Source organism: Agromyces albus (assembly GCF_030815405.1).
Classification (GTDB): Bacteria; Actinomycetota; Actinomycetes; order Actinomycetales; family Microbacteriaceae; genus Agromyces; species Agromyces albus_A.
Window position 1 is genome coordinate 321489 of sequence record NZ_JAUSWX010000001.1, and the last position, 19162, is coordinate 340650.

Here is a 19162-nt window from a genome sequence, read left to right on the forward strand (position 1 = left end):
CGGATTGGCGGGAATCACCCCCGCCACCGGCCGCGGCACGCCGCGTGTTCCTGAATGATGAGCATGGGACTCCTGAATTCTGAAGAGGAACTAGGACGAGGAGGCAGCATGCGCCGCACCATCGGCGTCAACACGTGGGTCTGGACGTCGCCGCTCGACGACGACTCGCTCGTGGAGATCGCAGCGAAGGCGAAGTCGATGGGGTTCGGCGCCCTCGAGCTCCCGGTGGAGCAACCGGGCGACTGGTCACCGGATGCCGCGGCCGACGTGCTCGCCGAGCACCGCTTGCAGCCCATCGTGATCGGAGCGATGGCGCCCGGCCGCAACCTCGTCGCCGCGCCCGGCTCGGAGGTCGTCGCGACGCAGAACTACCTCGTGCACTGCATCGGCGTCGCCGAACGGCTGGGGTCGCGCGTCGTCGCCGGTCCGTTCACGGCCGCGACCGGCCGCACCTGGCGCATGGATGCCGAGGAGCGCGAGTCGCGCTACCGGGAACTCGTCGGCAGCCTCGGCCCGGTCGTGCGCGCGGCGGAGCGCAGCGGCATCCGTCTCGCCGTCGAACCGCTCAATCGCTACGAGACGAGCCTCGTGAACACCGTCGAGCAGGCCCTCGAGGCGCTCGGCCCGATGCTCGGCCCGGGCCTCGGCCTCGCCCTCGACAGCTACCACCTGAACATCGAGGAGAAGCACGTCGGCGACGCCATCCGGGCGGCCGGTGAGCACCTCGCGCACGTGCAGGTGTGCGGCAACGACCGGGGCGCCGTCGGCGACGACCACACCGATTGGCCGGCCTTCCTCGACGCGCTCGACGACGTCGGCTACCCCGGTCCGCTCGGCCTCGAGAGCTTCACCGGCGACAACGACACCATCGCGGTGGCCGCCTCGGTGTGGCGACCGCTCGCACCGAGCCAAGACGAGCTCGCGGAGCGCAGCATCCGCTATCTCTCCGCTCTGCAAGACGAAAGGGAACCGTCATGACGGATGCCGCAGCGCCCGCCACCCCCGCCGCCACCCACCCCGTCACGCTCTTCACGGGCCAGTGGGCCGACCTGCCGTTCGAGGAGGTCGCGCGCCTCGCTGCGGGCTGGGGCTACGACGGCCTCGAGATCGCGGCCTCTGGCGACCACCTCGACCTGAAGCTCGCCGAGGAGGAGCCCGGGTACCTCGACGAGCGCCGCGAGATCCTGAAGCGACACGGGCTGTCGGTGTACGCGATCTCGAACCACCTCGCGGGCCAGGCCGTGTGCGACGACCCGATCGATTTCCGCCATGAGGCGATCCTGCGCTCCTACACGTGGGGCGACGGCGATGCCGAGGGCGTCAGGCAGCGCGCCGCCGACGACATGAAGCGCGCCGCACGGGTGGCCCGCGCGCTCGGCGTCGACACCGTCGTGGGCTTCACGGGTTCGAAGATCTGGCCGTACGTCGCCCAGTTCCCGCCCGTGCCGGCGTCGGTCATCGACGAGGGCTTCGAGGACTTCGCGAACCGCTGGAACCCGATCCTCGACGTGTTCGACGACGAGGGCGTGCGGTTCGCGCACGAGGTGCACCCGAGCGAGATCGCCTACGACTACTGGAGCTCGGTGCGCACGCTCGAGGCGATCGGCCGCCGCCCGGCGTTCGGCTTCAACTGGGACCCGAGCCACATGATGTGGCAGAACATCGACCCGGTCGGCTTCATCCTCGACTTCCAGGACCGCATCTACCACGTGGACTGCAAGGACACGCGGATGCGTCCGGCCAACGGCCGCGCCGGCGTGCTCGGCTCGCACCTGCCGTGGGGCGACCCGCGCCGCGGCTGGGACTTCGTCTCGACGGGGCACGGCGACGTGCCCTGGGAGGACGCGTTCCGCGCCCTCGAGTCGATCGGCTACACGGGCCCGATCTCGGTCGAGTGGGAGGACGCCGGCATGGATCGCCTGCACGGGGCCGCCGAGGCGGTGGGCTACATCCGCTCGAAGCTGTGGCCGCTGCCGAGCGCGTCCTTCGACGCGGCGTTCTCGAACCAGTAGAACCAAGAGAACCAGTCGAGCGGATGCCGCGGGGCAGGCCCTACTCGGGGATGCTCCAGTAGTACGCGGTGCCGCCCGGGTGCAGCTCGGTGATCGCGGTGTCGACGGAGCGGTCCCACGTGGCATCCGTGTGGCCCGCGTAGAGCACCGTCGTGGTGCCGTCGGCGTTCGTGGTCACCGAGGTGACGATGCCCGTGTGGTCGCGGTCGCCCGAGTCGTCCCAGTCGAACTGCACGAGGTCGCCGACCTTCACCGAGTCGCGCTCGTCGTCGGTGAGCGCCGTGGCGCGCTCGGGGTGCTCCTCGAGGTACTCCATGAGCGCGGTCGAGCTCACCCACGCGTCGGAGTGGGCCCAGGGGTCGCCCGAGTCGGAGTACCACCACTCGTCGTCGGTCTCCCAGCCGCGGGCGAGCAGTGACTGGCTCGCGAAGTTCACGCAATCGGTGTCGCCGAGCACGCCGAACTGCTCGCTCTCGGTGTCGTCCCAGTGCTCGCGCACGTAGTCGAGCTGCGCCTGCACGGCGGGGGAGGAGGAGGTGACGGCGGCGGGCGCCGCGGCTGCCGCAGCCGTGGTCTCGGTCGGCTGCGGACGGGTGCCGACGGTGGTCGTGTCTCCGGCGCCCGCGGCTGCGGGTTCGTCGCCGCCATTGTCGCTGGTGACGGCGACCGTGGTCGCGACGCCGCCGGCCAAGAGGGCACCGGCGAGAGACATCACGATGAGGCGGGTTCGACGCGGTCGGGAGACGAGGAGCCGGTGCGAGGGGGACATCAATACGACACTATGGAGCGAAGCTATGCCGAACCTTGGCAGAGGCTGGGTGCCTGCGGCCTACCATGTGGCATGGACCTCGATCCGGTAGCCACCAATCCCGCCCACTACAAGGTCATCCTCGAGAACGCGTCGGTGCGTGTGCTGGAGTACACCGACCAGCCCGGAGACGCGACCACGCCGCACGCGCACCCCGACAGCGTCATGTACACGCTGAGCTCGTTCCGCCGCCGCCTCACGTCGGGCAGCATGACCCGAGAGGTCGAGCTCCCTGCGGGCATGGCGACGTGGGTGCCGGCCCAGGAGCACTTCGGCGAGAACATCGGTGACACCCCGACGCATGTGATCTTCGTCGAGCTCCGCACGGGCGGCGGCGACGGCACGGTGTCGCCCCTCGGCCCCGCCGGCGGATAGCGCCTCGCTGACCTTCTCGCACGCCTGCTCACGCCGTGCGATCGCGCCCGACGGTATAGCGGAACGCATTGCGCAGCAGGTAACCGCCGTCGGCGGTGCGGAACGGCTGCGCCGCCTCGACGAGGACATCCCGAACGGCTGCCACCGCGGCCGAGTCGTCGCCGAGGAGCACGCCGCGAACGAGCGTGTCCTCGTCGGCACCCGCCAGGGCGTCTCGACGAGTCCTGCTGCGGTGACCTCGAGGCCGGCCCTCGCGAAGAGCGACTGCAGCCCGCCCGTCCGCCGGTAGTCGCCGCCGCGCCTCGGCTGGTCACCTGCCGCGAGCGCCACCGCATCCTCGACGGTGTCGAGGTCGTTCAGGTCGGCCTCGGCCCAGTTTGCGATTCCGATGCGTCCCCCTGGCCGAAGCACGCGCGTCGCCTCGCGAAGCGCCGCGACCATGTCGCCGGCGAACTGCAGGGAGTTCACGGCGGTGACGACGTCGAACGTTCCGTCAGGCCAGGGGAGTGCGCTGAAGTCGCCCTCGCGGATGTCGGCGTTCGGAATCGACCGTCGTGCGACCGCCACCATTCCCGGCGACGGATCGACCCCGACCGCATCGGCGCCGAGATCGGTGAGGAGGGCCAGGAACTCGCCGCTGCCGCATCCGACATCGAGCACTCGCGCGCCGGGGCCCACGCCGGCGTGCTCGACCAGCGCCTGCCGCGCCGGATCGGAGAAACCGCCCCAGAGCTCCGCCCAGATCTCGGCGACGCCCGCCCACCGGTCGGGATCAGCTCCGTTCATGTCGCTGATGCATCCGTGTGCCCATGCCGGCAATCTAGCGCGCGTGGATGGCATCGCGGCGCCGTTACCGACCGTGGCGCCGTCTGCATGTGCGGCATCCCATGTCAAGGGGTTTCATCCGTCTCGACGCACGGGTTAAAACAGTTGTGGGTCGTGGGGGACCCATGGCAGACCGGCACTGAGCGGCGCTCTTCGGGCGTCTATCCCAAACGCTCAGATGCCGGTCTGCCGCTTCTCCGGAAGCTCGGGCGAGGTCGATCGCGGGTCGCTCCCGTCTTGGGGACTAGCCGCGCTCGGAGACCGTGCCGTTCTTGATGTGCAGCCGTCGCTCGGCCCGCTTCGCGATCGCGGAGTCGTGCGTCACGATCACGAGCGTGAGGCCCCGGTCGCGCCAGAGCCCCTCGAGCAGGTCCATGATCTCGTCACGGGTCTCCTCGTCGAGGTTGCCGGTGGGCTCGTCGGCGAGCAGCACCTCGGGCTCCTTCACGAGCGCCCGTGCGATCGCGACCCGCTGCTGCTGCCCGCCCGAGAGCTCGCCGGGCACGTGGCTCGCGCGATCGGCGAGACTCACCGAGGCGAGCGCCTCGAGCGCCCGGCGCCGTCGCTCCTCACCGCTCACGCCGAGCGGCTCGAGCGCCGTCTCGACGTTCTCCTGCGCGGTGAGCGTGGGGATGAGGTTGAAGCCCTGGAAGACGAAGCCGATCTCCTTGGCACGGATGCCGCCGAGCTTGCGGTCGGGCAGGTGCGAGAGCTCCGACTCGCCGAGCATGATGCTCCCGGTGCTCGGCCGGTCGAGCGCGCCGAGCATCTGCAGGAGCGTCGACTTGCCGCCGCCGGTGGGCCCCTGGATCGCGACGAGCTGACCCGATGGGATCGTGAGGGTCACGTCCTTCAGCGCGTCGACCTGCCGCTTCGATTGCGTGTAGGCCTTCGAGACGTGTTCGAGCGTGTACATGGTGGTTCCTTTCGAGAAGTCGGTGGTGGGTTTCAGGCGACGCTGCGGAGCGACTCGGCCGGCCGAAGACGGGCGGCGCGCCATCCGCCGATGGCGCCGGCGAGCAGTCCGCCGAGCACGGCGAGTCCGATCGCGATCGCGATGACGCTCACCGTCACGGGAGCGTTCAGCACGACCTCGGTGGCGGCCGCGGTGTCGACTCGACCTCCGAACGGTCCGCCGGTGGTCGCGCCGTCGCCGCCCTGCGGCCCTGCTGCGAGGACGCCACCGGGCTGTGCGCCGTCACCGGCGCTGCCGCCGAGTGTCGGGGCGATGAGGTTCACGACCCAGATGCCGGCGAGGCCGAGCGCGAGACCCGCCGCCCCGCCGATGAGTCCCTGCACGAGCGACTCGCCCGTGACCTGGCCGACGATGCGCCGGTTCGACCAGCCGATCGCCTTGAGCGTGCCGAACTCTCGAGTGCGGCGCGTGACGCCCTGGATCGTGAAGAGGATCGCGATGAGGAACGCCGCCGCGAGCACCGCGAGCGAGAGCCAGAGTCCGAGGTTCGCGATGAGGCTCGAGGCGGTCGCGAGCGACCCCGACACCGATGCGGCGAGGTCGGCTTGCGTCGAAACCGTGGCATCCGGCAGCGCTTCCTCGAGGTCGGCCTGCACGGCGTCGATCCGGTCGGCCGATTCGGCCTGCACGTAGATGTCGCTCACCTGGCCGTCGAGGCCGGCGATCTGCTGCGCGCGGTCGAGCGGGATGTACACGTTGGCCGCGGTCGCGGCGTCGGCCGACGTGGAGGTGACCGTGCCGACGATCTCGAAGTCGGTGCCACCCACATCGATCGTGTCGCCGACCGCGAGCTCGGCGCTCGTCGCGTAGCTCGCGTCGAGCACGGCAACGGCCTGGCCTGCGTCGGATGCCTCGAGCCCCCGCCCCTCGTCGAGCTCCACCGACGAGAGCGGGCCGACCGCATCGGCCGCGGGGTCGAGGCCGAGCACCGAGAAGCTGTTCACGTCGAAGGCGCTGCCGCCGGCGCCGTCGAACCCGCCGGTCGGCGCATCGGCAGCATCGCCGCCCTCGACGAACTCGTCGCTCGGCCCACCCTCGGACCGCTGCACCATTTCTGGCAGCTCGCCCTCGAACGTCATGTTCGTGAGGGCGAGGGCCGCGGATGCCGCAGACACGCCGTCGATGCCCTGCGCGGTCTCGAGCGCCGACGCGTCGAACGTCGATGCGCCGAACCCGGCCGTGAGCCGCGACTGGCTGATCTCGGTGGATTCGCCCTCGGTCGTACCGGCGTCGGCGCCGAACTCGAAGCGGCCGGGGCCCCCCTCGTCCTCGCCGGGCGCTGCCGGCTCTTCGGACACGGTGAGGTCGGTGCCCACGCCGTAGACGGACTCGAGCACCGAGGCTTGCGCGTCGCGCACGCCGCTCGAGACGGAGTTCACGATCATGACGAGCGCGATCGCGAGCGCCATGCCGATCGCGATGATCGCGGTCTGCCTGCGCCGCCCGGCGAGCTCGCGCCGGAGGTAGGTGATGAACATGATGGTCCTCTGGGTCGGTGGCGACTCACCCGACGGTGAGCCGTTCGCGACGCTAGGAGCCCGCTCTATGCACGGCCTATGCCGTGCCACGGGAGTCGCTATGCGTTTCCGGAGGCGGGTGCGCGGCATCCGACGGGGCGTGGGGCGCCAGGCTCCCGCCGATGTCGGACGCGAGGACCGTGCGCTATGCGACGTCGCGGTCGTCGTCGGCGACCCCGGCGACCATGTCGACCCAGCGCGAGAGGAATGCGGCGCCGGCCTCGTCGTGGATGAGTTCGTCGGCGGTGAGCACCGGGTACGGCTTCTCGGGAACGCCGTCGGCCGGTCGCACGTCGACGTGCGCGACGTCGAAGCCGTGCTCGTGCAGCCAGTCCGCCATCGCGTAGTCCGTGCGGGAATCGCCCACCGTGCGCCAGGCGATCGGCAGGGTGCCGTGCCGCTCGAGCCACTCGATCGCCCGGCGCGCGCCGAGATCCTTGCCGAGCAGCACCGACTCGATGTCGGTCGAGATGATCGTCGCGTCGATGCGGAAGTCGACCGCGCCGTCGGATGCCGCGACCTCGCGCTCGCCGTCGGTGACCCCGAGTCCGTGCCGCTCGAACTCGGCGAACGCGAGCGCGTCGAACTCGCGCTGCACGGGCCGGTACTGCTCGTTCGTGATCTCGGTACGCTGCTCGACCGAGACCATCGCGCGCTTCGTCTCATCGAAGAAGACCTGCTGTGCGAAGCGCTCGGCGACGAGTGTCTCGATGGCGCGGCCGTACGCGGACGGCACGGCGAGATCCTCGGCCACCTGTACCTCGCCCATGCCCGCGGCGGTGATCTCGAACCAGACGGCACCCTTCTCGCAGACGGCGAAGACCGTCGAGTGCTCGGGAAGCCCGGCCTCGAGAAGCGGGCCGACGACCTGCTCGCGCAGGAACGCCTCGGAGCGACCCGTGTTGAAGATGATCGGCACGCCGGCTGCCGCGAGCCGCACGAGATCGCGGGTGATCGTCGGGATCGCGATCGAGCGGCTGACCGGGCTCGCGATGGGTCCGTCGACGTCGAGCAGCAGTCCGAGCGCCGGTGCGTTCGGGTGCGTGCGCGGGCGCGGGGAGTCACTCGGCCGGGTCATCCGTCAAGGGTACCGACGGACGGACGCCTCGGATGAAGCCGTCGTCATCGGGCGCCACGAGCGCCGCTGCCGGGCCGCCCACCGCGCGGCATCCGCTCATCGGAGTCATAGGAAACGCATAGCGCCGTCTGGATACTGGAAGCATGAGCACCGCACCATCACCGCACCGAGCGCCCGCGATCACGAAGGGCGACGGCTCGATGGTGCGAGTGCTCGTCGTGGACGACGAGCACTCGCTGACCGAGCTGCTGAAGATGGCCCTGCGCTACGAGGGCTGGGACGTGCGCACGGCCGCCGACGGGTTCAGCGCCGTGAAGGTCGCCCGCGAGTTCCGGCCCGACGCGATCGTGCTCGACATCATGCTCCCCGACATCGACGGCCTCGAGGTGCTGCAGCGCGTGCGCGCCGACGGCACCGAGACGCCCGTGCTCTTCCTCACCGCGAAGGACTCGCTCGACGACCGCATCGCCGGGCTCACGGCGGGCGGCGACGACTACGTGACCAAGCCGTTCAGCCTCGAGGAGGTCGTGGCGCGCCTGCGCGGACTCATCCGCCGCTCGACCCTCACCCTCGCCCAGGCGAAGGACCCGGTGCTCACCGTCGGCGACCTCACGCTCGACGAGGACTCGTACGAGGTCGCCCGCGACGGCACCCCGATCGAGCTCACGGCGACCGAGTTCGAGCTCCTGCGCTTCCTCATGCGCAATCCGCGCCGCGTGCTCTCGAAGGCGCAGATCCTCGACCGGGTCTGGTCGTACGACTTCGGCGGCAAGGAGTCGGTCGTCGAGCTCTACATCTCCTACCTGCGCAAGAAGATCGACGCGGGCCGTGAGCCCATGATCCACACCGTGCGCGGTGCCGGCTACATGCTGAAGGCCACCGGATGACGCGGCCGGGCGAACCCGGGTATGCGGCTTCGGCGCGCGAGGCGCACACGCAGACCGAGGCGGCCGCGGCATCGCAGACGGCGGATGTCGCGAAGCTGCGCCCCGCTCTGACGTTGCATCGGCGGCTCCTCGCGATCGTCGCCGCCCTTCTCGTCGCCGTGAGCGCCGTGATCGGCGTCGCGACGGTCGTCGTCTTCCACACGTCCTCCGTCGAACGGCTCGACGCGAGCCTTGGCGCCACATCGTCGCGCGCGACGGATGTCGCCAGGCCCGGCATCCCGCCCGACCCGTCGGCTGCCGTCGAGGAGTTCCTCCGTGTGCCCGGGCAACCGGCCGGCACCCTCGGCGCGATCGTGCTGCCCGACGGCGCCGTGGTCGCCCGATACATCTCGACGGGCGGCGAGCTCCCAGATCCCGGCGAGGGCGACGCATCGATGCTCGCCGACGTCCCGGCCGACGGTGAGCCGCACACGGTCAGCGCCGGCTCGCTCGGTTCCTATCGGGCCGTGGCCGTGCAGCTGCAACCCGAGCTGCGGATCGTGCTCGGGCTCCCGCTCGACGACGTGAACGTGCAGACCGCGCAACTCGCCCTCACCGTCACGATCGTCGCCCTCGGCGGGCTGGCCCTCGCCCTCGCCCTCGGCTCAGCGGTCGTGCGGCGGGCCCTCAGCCCGCTCGAGGAGGTGACCGCGACGGCGCAGCAGGTCTCCGAGCTCCCACTCGACCGCGGCGATGTGGCGCTCGGCGAGCGCGTTCCGGTCGACGACGAGCGCACCGAGGTCGGCCGGCTCGGCACGGCGTTCAACCGCATGCTCGGCCACGTGGCATCCGCCCTCACCGCCCGTGAGCACAGTGAGCAGAAGGTGCGCCGCTTCGTCGCCGACGCGAGCCATGAGTTGCGCACGCCGCTCGCCTCGATCCGCGGGTATGCCGAGCTCACGCGGCTGCACGGCGGTGACCTGCCGCCCGACGTGATCCACGCGATCGGCCGCATCGAGTCGGAGTCGGTGCGCATGACCGAGCTCGTCGAGGACCTGCTGCTGCTCGCCCGCCTCGACGAGGGACGCGAGCTCGCGTCGCAGCCGGTCGACCTCGGTCGCATCGTCGGCGAGGCGGTCGGCGACGCGCAGGCCGCCGGCCCCGATCATGACTGGGAGGTGCGGATGCCGGATGCCGCCCCCCACGTGATGGGCGACGAGCCACGCTTGCGCCAGGTGGTGTCGAACCTGCTCGCGAACGCGCGCATCCACACGCCCGAGGGCACCGAGGTGGTCGCGACCCTCGATCGTGACGGCGACGACGTCGTGCTCTCGGTCGAGGACAACGGCCCCGGCATCCCGCAACAGCTGGCCGAGTCGCTCTTCGAACGCTTCGCCCGCGGTGACTCGTCACGCTCACGGCTCGCGGGCAGCACCGGGCTCGGCCTCGCGATCGTGCGGGCCGTCGTCGAAGCGCACCACGGCACCGTCGACGTCGAGAGCGAGCCGGGTTCCACGCGCTTCACGGTGCGGCTGCCCGCCGCTGCGGCCGACGCGGAGGCGGAGCCCGCTCGCTGAGATGTCAGGGAGCCGGCAGCGGGCCCGCGACGGGCCCGACGACCTCCGACGTGAGCCGCCCGAGCAGTCGCGCGAGCTCGTCGACGTCGTGCACGGGCCACGTGCGCAACTGCTCGTAGAGCTGCTGCTGCATCCGCGATCCCCGGTGGCTGATGGTCTCGACCGCAGACGGCGTCGCCTCGATGATGCGGGCGCGCCCGTCGGCCGGGTCGACGCGCACCTCGGCGAGGCCGAGGGTCTCGAGGTGCTTCAGCTGGCGGCTGACGACGCTCTTGTCGATCCCGAGCAGATCGGCGAGAGCGCCGGCCTGCATGGGGCCACGGCGCACGACGGTGACGAGGATCTTGTAGCCCACGGGCTGCAGCTTGGGATGCACCGCGGCCGCGGCCTCCTTCCACACGGCTCGCACGCGCACCAGGAGCAAGCGGAGCTGCTCCTCGACCGCGGCGATCTCGGTGTCGGTGGCCATACGGGCGGCCGACGGTGGGGTGGCGGTCATGCGGGCATCCTATTCGCCGCGCGATCCGGCGGACCGGCCGGGGTCGCGGTTCGCGCCCGCCCGCTCGCCGTCGCCTGCGCGGTTGCCGTCGGGGTGCGCGAGGCCGACGGGAGCGAGGGCGACGGATGCCGTGGCGGCATCGATCGCGGCATCCTCCGCGTCCTCGACCTCGCGGTGGTGAGGCGCCTCGGCCTTCGCGCGCTGCACGGCGCTCAGCGTGCCGAGATCGCTGTTGGGCAGGAAGATCACGGCGATGAGCGTGACGATCGCGAGCGGCACGGCTACGAGGAAGACGTTGCCGACGCCGGTGCCGTACGCCGATTCGACGACGACGCGCAGGTAGTCGGGCAGCGCACTGATGGTCGGGATGGTGCCGGAGCCGAGGGTCTGGGCGGCGACGGCCTGCTGCTCGGGCTCGAGCGTGCCGACGCCGGTCTTGATCTGCTCGGCAACGACCGTGCCGAGCACGGAGCCCATGACGGCGACGCCGACCGTGCCGCCGAGGCTGCGGAAGAACGTGACGGCGCTCGTCGCGACGCCGAGGTGCTTCACCTCGGCGGTGTTCTGCACGACGAGCACGAGGTTCTGCATCACCATGCCGACGCCCGCGCCGAGCACGAACATCGAGACGCCCACGTACCAGAAGTCGGTGTCGTAGTGCAGTCGCGAGAGCAGCAGGCTGCCAGCGACGACGAGCGCGGCACCGGTGATCATGTACGCCTTCCACTTGCCGCGCCGGCTGATGAGGCCGCCGACCACGGTGGAGGCGATGAGCAGCCCTGCCATCATCGGGATGGTGAGCAGGCCCGACTCGGTGGGGGTCGCGCCGCGCGCGAGCTGCATGTACTGGCTGAGGAACACCGCCGTGCCGAACATCGCGACGCCCACCGAGAGGCTCGCGATGACCGAGAGCGTGAATGTGCGGTTCTTGAAGAGCCCGAGCGGGATGACGGGCTCCTTCGCCTTGAGCTCGACGAAGACGGCCGCGAGGAGCAGCACGGCGGCGCCGCCGACCATGAGGTAGCTCTGCAACGAGTTCCACTCGAACTGCTGCCCCGCGAAGCTCACCCAGAGCAGCAGCAGCGAGACGCCCGCTGTGATGAGCACGATGCCGAGGTAGTCGATCGAGACCTTGGTCTTCGGGCGCTTCGGCAGGCGCAGGGTGCGCTGCAGCAGGACGAGGGCGACGATCGCGATCGGGAGCCCGACAAAGAAGTTCCAGCGCCAGCCGAGCGTGTCGGTGATGACGCCGCCGAGCAACGGACCGCCGACGGTCGCCACGGCCATGACCGCGCCGAAGAGGCCCGCGTACCTGCCGCGCTCACGCGGGCTGATGATGTCGGCCATCACGATCTGGCTGAGCGCGGCCAGACCGCCGGCGCCGAGGCCCTGGAAGACGCGCATCGTGATGAGCATGCCCGGGTCCTGCGAGAACCCGGCGATCGCCGATGCGACGACGAAGATCACGAGCGCGAGCTGCAGCAGCAGCTTGCGGTTGAAGAGGTCGGCGAGCTTGCCCCAGATGGGCGTCGACACCGTCGTCGCGAGCAGGGTCGCCGTGACCACCCATGTGAAGGACGCCTGGTCGCCCTCGAGGTCGGCGATGATGAGCGGCAGCGAGGTGCCGACCACCGTCGTCGCGATCATCGACACGAACATGCCGAGCAGCAGTCCCGAGAGTGCGGAGAGCACCTGCCGGTGCGTCATGCCGCTTTCGGTGAGCTCGACGGATGCCGCGGCATCCGGATCCTTCGTACGCGTGCTCGTGCTCGTGGTGCTGGCCATGGAACTCCCGTTATTGATTGACGATGGTCAACTATATATCGATAGTGGACTTTCGTCAACTAATACGTCGGGGAACAGAAAGCCGCCGTTCACGTCGAGTTCATGGTGACGTCCTTCTATGGATAGGTCGGCGCACGCCGGCGAAAATTCGACTGACATTCGGCTGAGCGAGGCAATCGTGCACGAGGACGCGCCGAAGATCGCCCTCGCAGCGCCCAGCTGGCCCGCTCGCGTGCTCTTCATCGAGTCACGATCCGCCCCGGGGCATCCGGTCGACTCGTTCGAGACCCATGGATTCGAGATCCACGGATGCCGCGACGCGATCGGTGCCCTGCTGGCCGCCGGGTCTGCTGAGCCGGCGGCGATCGTCGCCCCGACCGACATGGTCAACGTCGACTTCCTGAGCTTCATCGAGGCGATGGTCGCCGGGAGCGACGTGCCCGTGATCGTCGGACTCGCGACGCACGAGAACGCCACCGACCTCGCGTACGAGGCCATCGCGCGGGGCGCGCGGTCGATCCTCGCCCTCCCGTGCCGGGCCGAGCAACTGATCGCGGCGGTTCGAGCCTGCGGCATCCGGATGGAGCCCTCCGCACGCACGTTGAAGGTCGGCGAGCTCATCCTCGACCCCCAGGCGTTCAAGGTGACCATCGGCGATGCGATCGTGTCACTCACGCCGCGGGAGTTCCTGCTCGTGCAGTGCCTGATGCAGGCCAGTCCGCGGGTCGTCCGTGTCGAAGAGCTCGCGCGCGCCCTGGCCACGTACGACGAGGGAAGCATCGCCGCGACGCGAGTGCTCGTCACGCGCGTGCGCAAGAAGTTCGAGACCGCCGCGCCGGAGTCGAGCCACCTGCTCGAGACCGTTCGCAGCATCGGGTACCGCATCAACGACGGTTGAGGCGCCCAGCGACGGTTGCGCCGATTTGCGAGGGGGCGGGGCATCCGTTAGCCTTGTCGGAGCCGAAGACCGCTGGTTGTTCGTGCGCGCCGATTGACACAATCGGGGAGCATGACCGAAGTCTTGCGAAAGCAAGGGCCCGCGCAGGTGTGACGAAGACTTCCCGATGTATCCGGGCCGAGCTCCGCGCAACTGCGCCGGAGCTTTTTTCTTTCTCTTTTTGAGTTTTCCAGCGGCTCCAGGCCGTGCACCGCTTCCGCGATGCACGTTGAAGACACAAGGAGTGGCCATGGCGAACAAGGAAGCCTCGGTTGCCGAACTCACGAACCTGTTCGAGAGCTCGACCGCCGTTCTGCTGACCGAATACCGCGGCCTCACTGTTGCCCAGCTCAAGACGCTGCGCAAGTCCATCAGTGAGGACGCGAGCTACGCCGTGGTGAAGAACACGCTGACCAAGATCGCGGCGAACAACGCCGGCATCTCGTCGTTCGATGACGAGCTCGCCGGTCCCTCCGCGATCGCATTCGTGCACGGTGACCCGGTCGCCGTCGCGAAGGCACTGCGTGACTTCGCCAAGGCGAACCCCCTCCTCGTGGTCAAGGGCGGCTATTTCGATGGCAAGCCCCTGACCGCTGAAGAGGTAGGCAAGCTCGCCGACCTCGAGTCCCGCGAAGTGCTGCTGGCGAAGCTCGCCGGCGCATTCAAGGCCTCGCTGTTCGGAGCCGCATATCTGTTCAACGCACCGCTGTCGAAGGCCGTTCGCACGGTCGACGCGCTGCGTGAGAAGCAGGAGTCCGCTGCGTAGGCGAGAGCCTCCAGCGGTGAGTAACCACAGAATCTAAGGAGAAAAATCATGGCGAAGCTGTCCACTGAAGAACTGCTCGAGCAGTTCAAGGGCCTGACCCTCATCGAGCTCTCTGAGTTCGTCAAGGCATTCGAGGAGACCTTCGAGGTCACCGCGGCTGCCCCCGTGGCCGTTGCCGGCGTTGCCGGCCCCGCGGCTGCTGCCGAAGAGGTCGAAGAGCAGACGGCGTTCGACGTCGTGCTCGAGGCCGTTGGCGACAAGAAGATCCAGGTCATCAAGGTCGTGCGCGAGCTCACCTCGCTCGGCCTCGGCGAGGCCAAGGCCGTCGTCGACGGCGCTCCCAAGGCTGTGCTCGAGGGCGCAACCAAGGAAGCCGCTGACAAGGCGAAGGCTGCTCTCGAAGAGGCCGGCGCGACCGTCAACATCAAGTAGTGCCGGCCCTCGAAGAGGGCAGCACACTGGGTGCGACCGTCACCCTCAAGTAGTCGGTCCCTCGCGAGAGGGAACCCAGCTTGAGGTGACCTGCGTCACCTGAATACACGGATGCCCCGTGGCTCACGAGCCACGGGGCATCCGTCGTCTGGCCTGCTCAGTCGACCATTCGGAACGTCGCGTCCGCGCGGCCGAGGTCGCTCGAGACCGCATCGAGCCGGAGACCGTAGCCGTAGTGGCGGAGGTAGCGGTCGGCGACGTTGTGCGCCCGGAATGACGTGAGTCGCGAGTGCGCCAGCCCCTCGACCGGGAGGAACGTGGCATCGGCGGCGAACTGCGCCGAGCCGTCGTTCCTGACGAGGCCGAGCGTGTAGTTCGCGTGGCGCAGGAAGTGACCAGGCGTGTCGACGGACTCGAATGAGACGCGCCCGTCGGCAGTGCCGGCAAGCCCGGCAACCACCCGGAACTGGGAATCTCCGAGCGGCGACGCCGTCGGGTCGATTCGCACCGCCGTTCCCGAATGCCGAACGTAGCGCTCGGGGTAGTTGAAGCTCTGCAACCGCGCGATGCGCCTGCCGGACTCGGCCGAGTACTGCATGACGGTGCCGAATCCGAGCGAATCGTATCCGCCGGAGTTGTGCCCGTAGTCGCCGCCGCCGCCGTCGGGTCGCAGGCTCTCGGCCATCTGCGCGACCCACGGGGTGTCGAGTCCCATGCGGCCCGAGTAGTGCCCCAGTACCTGGTCCCACACCGGTCGGGCCTGTCCGCGAGCGTATGAGCTCGGGGCGGTGTGCGTCTGCCATCCGGCGTGGGACGCGGTCGTCGACGGACCCGACTGCCAGGTGTACGGCGTGAACGGCACGTCATCCCCGAGGTTGTACTTCGCGACGTACTCGGCGCCCTTGAGGAAGCGGTTGTCATCGAGCCCGTAGCAGTCGATGCCCTGGTTCCAGGCCATCTCGCAGAACGCTCCCATGAGTCCGATGCCCATGATCGAGTGCGCCTGGTCGCGACCGCTCTCCTGCCACTGCGCGAGGCCCTGGTCGTCATAGACGTAGGGCACGGCGTGCGGCAGGGAGCCGTTCCCCGCGCCGTTGTGGAAGTACTCGACGGCCCGGTCCACGAGATCGTCGCGGTCGGCGAAAATGCCGATCGCGAGGATCGACGCCATGTTGCAGAGATCCCAGTTCGCCCAGTAGTTCGTGATGACCGCACCGTTGTGATTCGTGAGGAAGTGCTCGTTCATCGGGTGGAAGACCGTGAGCAGCAGGTCGCGGAATCGCTCGACCTCGAAGTCGGGGCGATCGCGCACCAGCTCGGCCGCATTCGCGAATTGGTAGCCGTAGATGCCCGCGGCGAGGAAGCGGTCGGCGTTGCCCGTGACCGTCTTCAGCGTCGCCGACCACGCGTTGAGGATCCGCACCGCGGCGGCGCCGTGGGCCTCCTCGCCCGAGATGTGCCACCGCAGGGCGTTTTGGTATGCGGCGTGGATGTCGGGGAACAGCTGCCCGTAGTTCGACCCGTCACCGCCGCGGATGACGGTCTCGAGCGGACGCGGCGACCACCCGGCGCTCGATCGGCCGTTCGCGACGAGACGGCCCCAGCCTCCAGCCCACGGCTCGGCGCCGCCGGCGACCTGCGCCGACGCGCGCTCGAGATCCGACAGGGTGTGTACGAGCCCGGGGTGAGCGTAGGTCGAGGTCGCGCCCGATGCCGCGGCGACGCGCGGAATGGCCCGGCGGGTTCTGCTCGGGACCGCGGATGCCCCGGCGGGGGCGAGGATGGCCAGTGGCACGGCAATGGACGCACCTGTCACGAAGGACCTGCGCGAGATCCCATGACCCGATGACTGAGGGTGGCGGTGATTCGTCGACATTGACTTCCGTTCCATCGTTGGAGGCGGCACCGGGATATCGCTATCCGTTGATCGGCATCCTCACATACGCATGCGCGGTCCTACAAGGGCATTCGCGCAATCGGGCGGACGCCCGCGAGGCGCGACGACTCAGCGCGGGGCGGAAGTCGTGCTCGAGCGCACCACGAGCCGCGTCGGGAGGGGGGCCCCGGAGTCGGGGAGCGGGTCGGCCTCTTCCCCCTCGCCGAGCAGTCGCAGCACGACGTCGACCGCCAGCCTGCCCTGCTCGCCCGGATACTGCTCCACCGTCGTGAGACCGAACATCTCGCTGTACTCGTGGCCGTCGATGCCGATGATCGACAACTCGCCCGGAATCGTGATGCCCAGGTGCTCGGCCGCGCGGAACGCGCCGAAGGCGACCTCGTCGGAAACGGCGAAGAGCGCCGTCGGCCGCTTCCCGGGATGGCCGAGGAGCTGCAGCGTGCCCGTGTACCCGCCGGGCATGGTCATCTCGGTCTCGTGGATGTGCGACCGCCCGCCGGGCGCGAGCCCTGCCGCAGTCATCGCCTCGAGGAATCCGTGCCGTCGTCGCCCGTGAACGCTGTGCGGCATCGTCGCCGCACCCGCCCCCGCGAGGTGCGCGATACCGGTGTGCCCGAGGTGCAGGAGGTGCTCGGTCGCGAGCAACCCGACCGCCCGGTCGTCGATCGTCAGGCTCGGCACGCCGGCATCGGCGCCGCCGAGCGCCACGATCGGCTTGCCGCGTTGCTCGAGTGACGCGATCTCGCGCTCGGAGAGATCGACCCCGATGGCGATGACGGCGTCGACGCGCTTCCGGGCGAGGAAGAAGTCGAACACGCGCGCCCGCTCGGGTCCGTCGTCAGCCAGGTTGTAGAGCGTGAGGTCGTAGCCGGCGGCGAGCAGCGCCCGCTCGATGCCCTCGAGCACCTCGCCGAAGAACCAGCGATTGACGAACGGGATGATGACGCCCACGTTCATCGTGCGGCCGGTGACGAGGCTCGCGGCGGCGGGCGAGGCGATGAAGCCGATCTCGGCGGCGGCGGCCTCGACGCGGCGGCGGGTCACGTCGGCCACGGCGCCGCGGCCGCTCAGCGCGCGCGATGCCGTCGCCTTGGACACGCCCGCAAGGCGCGCAACGTCGCTGATCGCAGCCATAGCGCCTCCCTTCGTCGGGCAGCTCCGTTGCAGAGTGTAGTCGCGAAGGGGACGTGAGTGGAACCGGTTCCGACGAGTCGACCCGCAGCGGAGGTCATCAGGCCAGTTTGTCATGAGAGCGCTCTCTCCGCGCGAGCGGCCGATTGACTCCCAGATCCGAGCAGTGTCCGTTTCGTGACCATCGATATCTTGTGGCCGAGCGGCGTCCTGTCCTACGTTGGAGGCTGGAACCGGTTCCCGGCTTCCCCTGCACCACTCAATGAGGAGAGAGATATGCGTTCAACACGGCATCGCCGTCTGCTGATTCCACTCGCAGCGGCTGCAACCGTGGGCCTCGCCCTCACCGGATGCACGGGGGACACAGCCCCCGAGACATCCGATGCGGACTGTGGGCCCTACGAAACCTACGGCACCTTCGACGAGGGCACTGAGGTGAGCATCTACGGCACCATCAGCGACGTCGAAGCCGATCGCCTCAACGAGTCCTGGGCCGACTTCGAGTCCTGCACCGGCATCGACGTGGTCTACGAGCCCAGCAAGGAGTTCGAGACCCAGATCAACGTGCGCGCACAGGGCGGCAACCCGCCGAACCTCGCGATCTTCCCGCAGCCCGGACTCCTGGCCGCGCAGGCCGAGGCCGGATACCTCATGCCGGCGCCCGACTCGGTCGTGGCCAACGCACAGGAATTCTGGTCTGAAGACTGGCAGGCCTACGGCACCGTCGAAGACACGGTCTACGGCGCGCCGCTGATGGCGAGCGTCAAGGGCTATGTCTGGTACTCGCCGGCGATGTTCGAGGAGAACGGCTGGGAGGTCCCCGAGACCCTCGACGAGCTCACGACGCTCTCCGAGGAGATCGCAGGTGCAGGCGCCGTCGACAAGCCATGGTGCGTCGGCTTCGCCTCCGGTGACGCCACCGGATGGCCCGGCACCGACTGGATCGAAGACTTCGTGCTCCGGCAGGCCGGCCCCGAGGTCTACGACCAGTGGGTCGCCAACGAGGTCAAGTTCACCGACGAGCCGATCACGACCGCGTTCGACTCCGTCGGCGCGTTCATCCGTGAGCCCGCCATGGTGAACGGCGGCCTCGGCGACGTCAACTCGATCGCGACGACCGAGTTCGGCGACGCGGGGCTTCCGATCCTCGACGGCACGTGCGCCATGCACCACCAGGCGACGTTCTACGAGGGCTTCTGGCCCGAGGGCACGACGGTTGCCGAAGACGGTGACGTCTGGGCATTCCTCCTTCCCGGCACCGAGGCCGGCGCCAACGCCGTCACCGGTGGTGGCGAGATCGTGGCCGCGTACAGCGACGCCGAAGAGGTCGCCGCGTTCCAGACGTACCTCTCGAGCGACACCTGGGCGAACATCCGGGTCGAACTCGGCGGTGTGATCAGCGCCAACAAGGGCCTCGACCCCGAGAACGCGTCCAGCGAGATCCTGTCGAACGCCGTCGGGATCCTTCAAGACCCCGAGACCACGTTCCGCTTCGACGCGTCGGACCTCATGCCGGGTGCGGTGGGTGCCGGGTCGTTCTGGAAGGGCATGGTCGACTGGATCGGCGGAAAGTCCACCGCCGACACCACGAAGTTCATCCAGGACAGCTGGCCGCAGTAGTCGCAACGCGACCACTGCTCTAGCATCGAGACCAGTGGGGCCGCGCGGCTCGCCGCGCGGC

Annotated in this window: 18 protein-coding genes and 1 pseudogene; 9 read left to right on the top strand and 10 right to left on the bottom strand. The window is 69.4% G+C overall.

Annotation, left to right across the window (positions count from 1 at the left end):
* The first annotated feature begins 108 nt into the window (after window positions 1–108).
* Together QFZ29_RS01430 and QFZ29_RS01435 are read left to right on the top strand one after the other, a co-directional pair.
* The gene (locus tag QFZ29_RS01430; protein ID WP_306892458.1) at window positions 109–978 is read left to right on the top strand and encodes a sugar phosphate isomerase/epimerase family protein; all 870 of its coding nucleotides are present in this window, start codon (window positions 109–111) and stop codon (window positions 976–978) included.
* Window positions 975–2012 (top strand): sugar phosphate isomerase/epimerase family protein, encoded by a 1038-nt coding sequence (locus QFZ29_RS01435; RefSeq protein ID WP_306892459.1) that lies wholly within the window; start codon window positions 975–977, stop codon window positions 2010–2012. The genes QFZ29_RS01430 and QFZ29_RS01435 overlap by 4 nt, the downstream gene beginning before the upstream one ends.
* A 40-nt stretch (window positions 2013–2052) precedes the next feature.
* Here the strand turns inward: QFZ29_RS01435 and QFZ29_RS01440 are convergent, their stop codons facing one another.
* A complete protein-coding gene (locus tag QFZ29_RS01440) occupies window positions 2053–2781 on the bottom strand; it encodes an amidase domain-containing protein (RefSeq protein WP_306892460.1) in 729 nt (242 codons plus the stop codon).
* A gap of 72 nt (window positions 2782–2853) precedes the next feature.
* Between QFZ29_RS01440 and QFZ29_RS01445 the strand changes: the two genes are divergently transcribed.
* Window positions 2854–3195 carry a cupin domain-containing protein gene (locus tag QFZ29_RS01445; protein ID WP_306892461.1) on the top strand — a complete coding sequence of 114 codons (342 nt, stop codon included), beginning with the start codon at window positions 2854–2856 and terminating at the stop codon, window positions 3193–3195.
* A 28-nt stretch (window positions 3196–3223) separates the two neighbouring features.
* Here the strand turns inward: QFZ29_RS01445 and QFZ29_RS01450 are convergent, their stop codons facing one another.
* From QFZ29_RS01450 to QFZ29_RS01470, 5 genes and pseudogenes are all read right to left on the bottom strand, one after another.
* Window positions 3224–3367 (bottom strand): hypothetical protein, encoded by a 144-nt coding sequence (locus QFZ29_RS01450; protein WP_306892462.1) that lies wholly within the window; start codon window positions 3365–3367, stop codon window positions 3224–3226.
* Window positions 3368–3483: 116 nt separating this feature from the next.
* A pseudogene (locus tag QFZ29_RS01455) lies at window positions 3484–4035 on the bottom strand (class I SAM-dependent methyltransferase); the annotation flags it as partial.
* A gap of 229 nt (window positions 4036–4264) precedes the next feature.
* A complete protein-coding gene (locus QFZ29_RS01460) occupies window positions 4265–4936 on the bottom strand; it encodes an ABC transporter ATP-binding protein (protein ID WP_306892463.1) in 672 nt (223 codons plus the stop codon).
* 32 nt (window positions 4937–4968) lie between these two features.
* Window positions 4969–6474 carry an ABC transporter permease gene (locus tag QFZ29_RS01465; protein WP_306892464.1) on the bottom strand — a complete coding sequence of 502 codons (1506 nt, stop codon included), beginning with the start codon at window positions 6472–6474 and terminating at the stop codon, window positions 4969–4971.
* A 184-nt stretch (window positions 6475–6658) separates the two neighbouring features.
* Entirely contained in the window at window positions 6659–7591 is a 933-nt protein-coding gene (locus tag QFZ29_RS01470; RefSeq protein ID WP_306892465.1) for a hypothetical protein, read from the bottom strand.
* A 143-nt stretch (window positions 7592–7734) separates the two neighbouring features.
* Here QFZ29_RS01470 and QFZ29_RS01475 point away from each other — a divergent pair, with 143 nt between their 5' ends.
* Window positions 7735–8478 carry a response regulator transcription factor gene (locus QFZ29_RS01475; protein ID WP_306892466.1) on the top strand — a complete coding sequence of 248 codons (744 nt, stop codon included), beginning with the start codon at window positions 7735–7737 and terminating at the stop codon, window positions 8476–8478.
* A complete protein-coding gene (locus tag QFZ29_RS01480) occupies window positions 8475–10034 on the top strand; it encodes a sensor histidine kinase (RefSeq protein WP_306892467.1) in 1560 nt (519 codons plus the stop codon). The genes QFZ29_RS01475 and QFZ29_RS01480 overlap by 4 nt, the downstream gene beginning before the upstream one ends.
* A gap of 4 nt (window positions 10035–10038) precedes the next feature.
* Here the strand turns inward: QFZ29_RS01480 and QFZ29_RS01485 are convergent, their stop codons facing one another.
* Together QFZ29_RS01485 and QFZ29_RS01490 are read right to left on the bottom strand one after the other, a co-directional pair.
* A complete protein-coding gene (locus QFZ29_RS01485; protein ID WP_306892468.1) occupies window positions 10039–10533 on the bottom strand; it encodes a MarR family winged helix-turn-helix transcriptional regulator in 495 nt (164 codons plus the stop codon).
* Between the two features lie 9 nt (window positions 10534–10542).
* Window positions 10543–12240, bottom strand: coding sequence for an MDR family MFS transporter (locus QFZ29_RS01490; protein ID WP_306896565.1), 1698 nt, complete (start codon window positions 12238–12240; stop codon window positions 10543–10545).
* Between the two features lie 256 nt (window positions 12241–12496).
* Between QFZ29_RS01490 and QFZ29_RS01495 the strand changes: the two genes are divergently transcribed.
* The 3 genes from QFZ29_RS01495 to rplL all read left to right on the top strand — a co-directional run bounded on the left by QFZ29_RS01495 (window position 12497) and on the right by rplL (window position 14453).
* Entirely contained in the window at window positions 12497–13216 is a 720-nt protein-coding gene (locus QFZ29_RS01495; RefSeq protein ID WP_306892469.1) for a response regulator transcription factor, read from the top strand.
* A gap of 289 nt (window positions 13217–13505) precedes the next feature.
* Window positions 13506–14021, top strand: a complete 516-nt coding sequence (rplJ, locus tag QFZ29_RS01500) for a 50S ribosomal protein L10 (RefSeq protein ID WP_130351776.1) — start codon at window positions 13506–13508, stop codon at window positions 14019–14021.
* A 48-nt stretch (window positions 14022–14069) separates the two neighbouring features.
* Window positions 14070–14453, top strand: a complete 384-nt coding sequence (rplL, locus tag QFZ29_RS01505) for a 50S ribosomal protein L7/L12 (RefSeq protein WP_306892470.1) — start codon at window positions 14070–14072, stop codon at window positions 14451–14453.
* 157 nt (window positions 14454–14610) lie between these two features.
* Here rplL and QFZ29_RS01510 read toward each other — a convergent pair whose 3' ends face one another.
* Together QFZ29_RS01510 and QFZ29_RS01515 are read right to left on the bottom strand one after the other, a co-directional pair.
* Window positions 14611–16248: an AbfB domain-containing protein gene (locus QFZ29_RS01510; protein ID WP_306892471.1), complete on the bottom strand. Its 1638-nt coding sequence runs from the start codon at window positions 16246–16248 to the stop codon at window positions 14611–14613.
* A gap of 210 nt (window positions 16249–16458) precedes the next feature.
* Entirely contained in the window at window positions 16459–17484 is a 1026-nt protein-coding gene (locus QFZ29_RS01515; protein WP_306892472.1) for a LacI family DNA-binding transcriptional regulator, read from the bottom strand.
* A gap of 273 nt (window positions 17485–17757) precedes the next feature.
* Here QFZ29_RS01515 and QFZ29_RS01520 point away from each other — a divergent pair, with 273 nt between their 5' ends.
* Entirely contained in the window at window positions 17758–19101 is a 1344-nt protein-coding gene (locus QFZ29_RS01520; RefSeq protein ID WP_306892473.1) for an ABC transporter substrate-binding protein, read from the top strand.
* The last annotated feature ends 61 nt before the right edge of the window (window positions 19102–19162 follow it).

Coding starts and splice junctions, on each gene's coding strand:
- rplJ (WP_130351776.1), top strand. CDS start 13,506: ATGGCGAACAAGGAAGCCTCGGTTGCCGAACTCACGAACCTGTTCGAG.
- QFZ29_RS01515 (WP_306892472.1), bottom strand. CDS start 17,484: ATGGCTGCGATCAGCGACGTTGCGCGCCTTGCGGGCGTGTCCAAGGCG.
- QFZ29_RS01435 (WP_306892459.1), top strand. CDS start 975: ATGACGGATGCCGCAGCGCCCGCCACCCCCGCCGCCACCCACCCCGTC.
- QFZ29_RS01475 (WP_306892466.1), top strand. CDS start 7,735: ATGAGCACCGCACCATCACCGCACCGAGCGCCCGCGATCACGAAGGGC.
- QFZ29_RS01465 (WP_306892464.1), bottom strand. CDS start 6,474: ATGTTCATCACCTACCTCCGGCGCGAGCTCGCCGGGCGGCGCAGGCAG.
- QFZ29_RS01470 (WP_306892465.1), bottom strand. CDS start 7,591: ATGACCCGGCCGAGTGACTCCCCGCGCCCGCGCACGCACCCGAACGCA.
- QFZ29_RS01490 (WP_306896565.1), bottom strand. CDS start 12,240: ATGACGCACCGGCAGGTGCTCTCCGCACTCTCGGGACTGCTGCTCGGC.
- QFZ29_RS01460 (WP_306892463.1), bottom strand. CDS start 4,936: ATGTACACGCTCGAACACGTCTCGAAGGCCTACACGCAATCGAAGCGG.
- QFZ29_RS01480 (WP_306892467.1), top strand. CDS start 8,475: ATGACGCGGCCGGGCGAACCCGGGTATGCGGCTTCGGCGCGCGAGGCG.
- QFZ29_RS01485 (WP_306892468.1), bottom strand. CDS start 10,533: ATGACCGCCACCCCACCGTCGGCCGCCCGTATGGCCACCGACACCGAG.
- QFZ29_RS01520 (WP_306892473.1), top strand. CDS start 17,758: ATGCGTTCAACACGGCATCGCCGTCTGCTGATTCCACTCGCAGCGGCT.
- QFZ29_RS01430 (WP_306892458.1), top strand. CDS start 109: ATGCGCCGCACCATCGGCGTCAACACGTGGGTCTGGACGTCGCCGCTC.
- QFZ29_RS01445 (WP_306892461.1), top strand. CDS start 2,854: ATGGACCTCGATCCGGTAGCCACCAATCCCGCCCACTACAAGGTCATC.
- rplL (WP_306892470.1), top strand. CDS start 14,070: ATGGCGAAGCTGTCCACTGAAGAACTGCTCGAGCAGTTCAAGGGCCTG.
- QFZ29_RS01440 (WP_306892460.1), bottom strand. CDS start 2,781: ATGTCCCCCTCGCACCGGCTCCTCGTCTCCCGACCGCGTCGAACCCGC.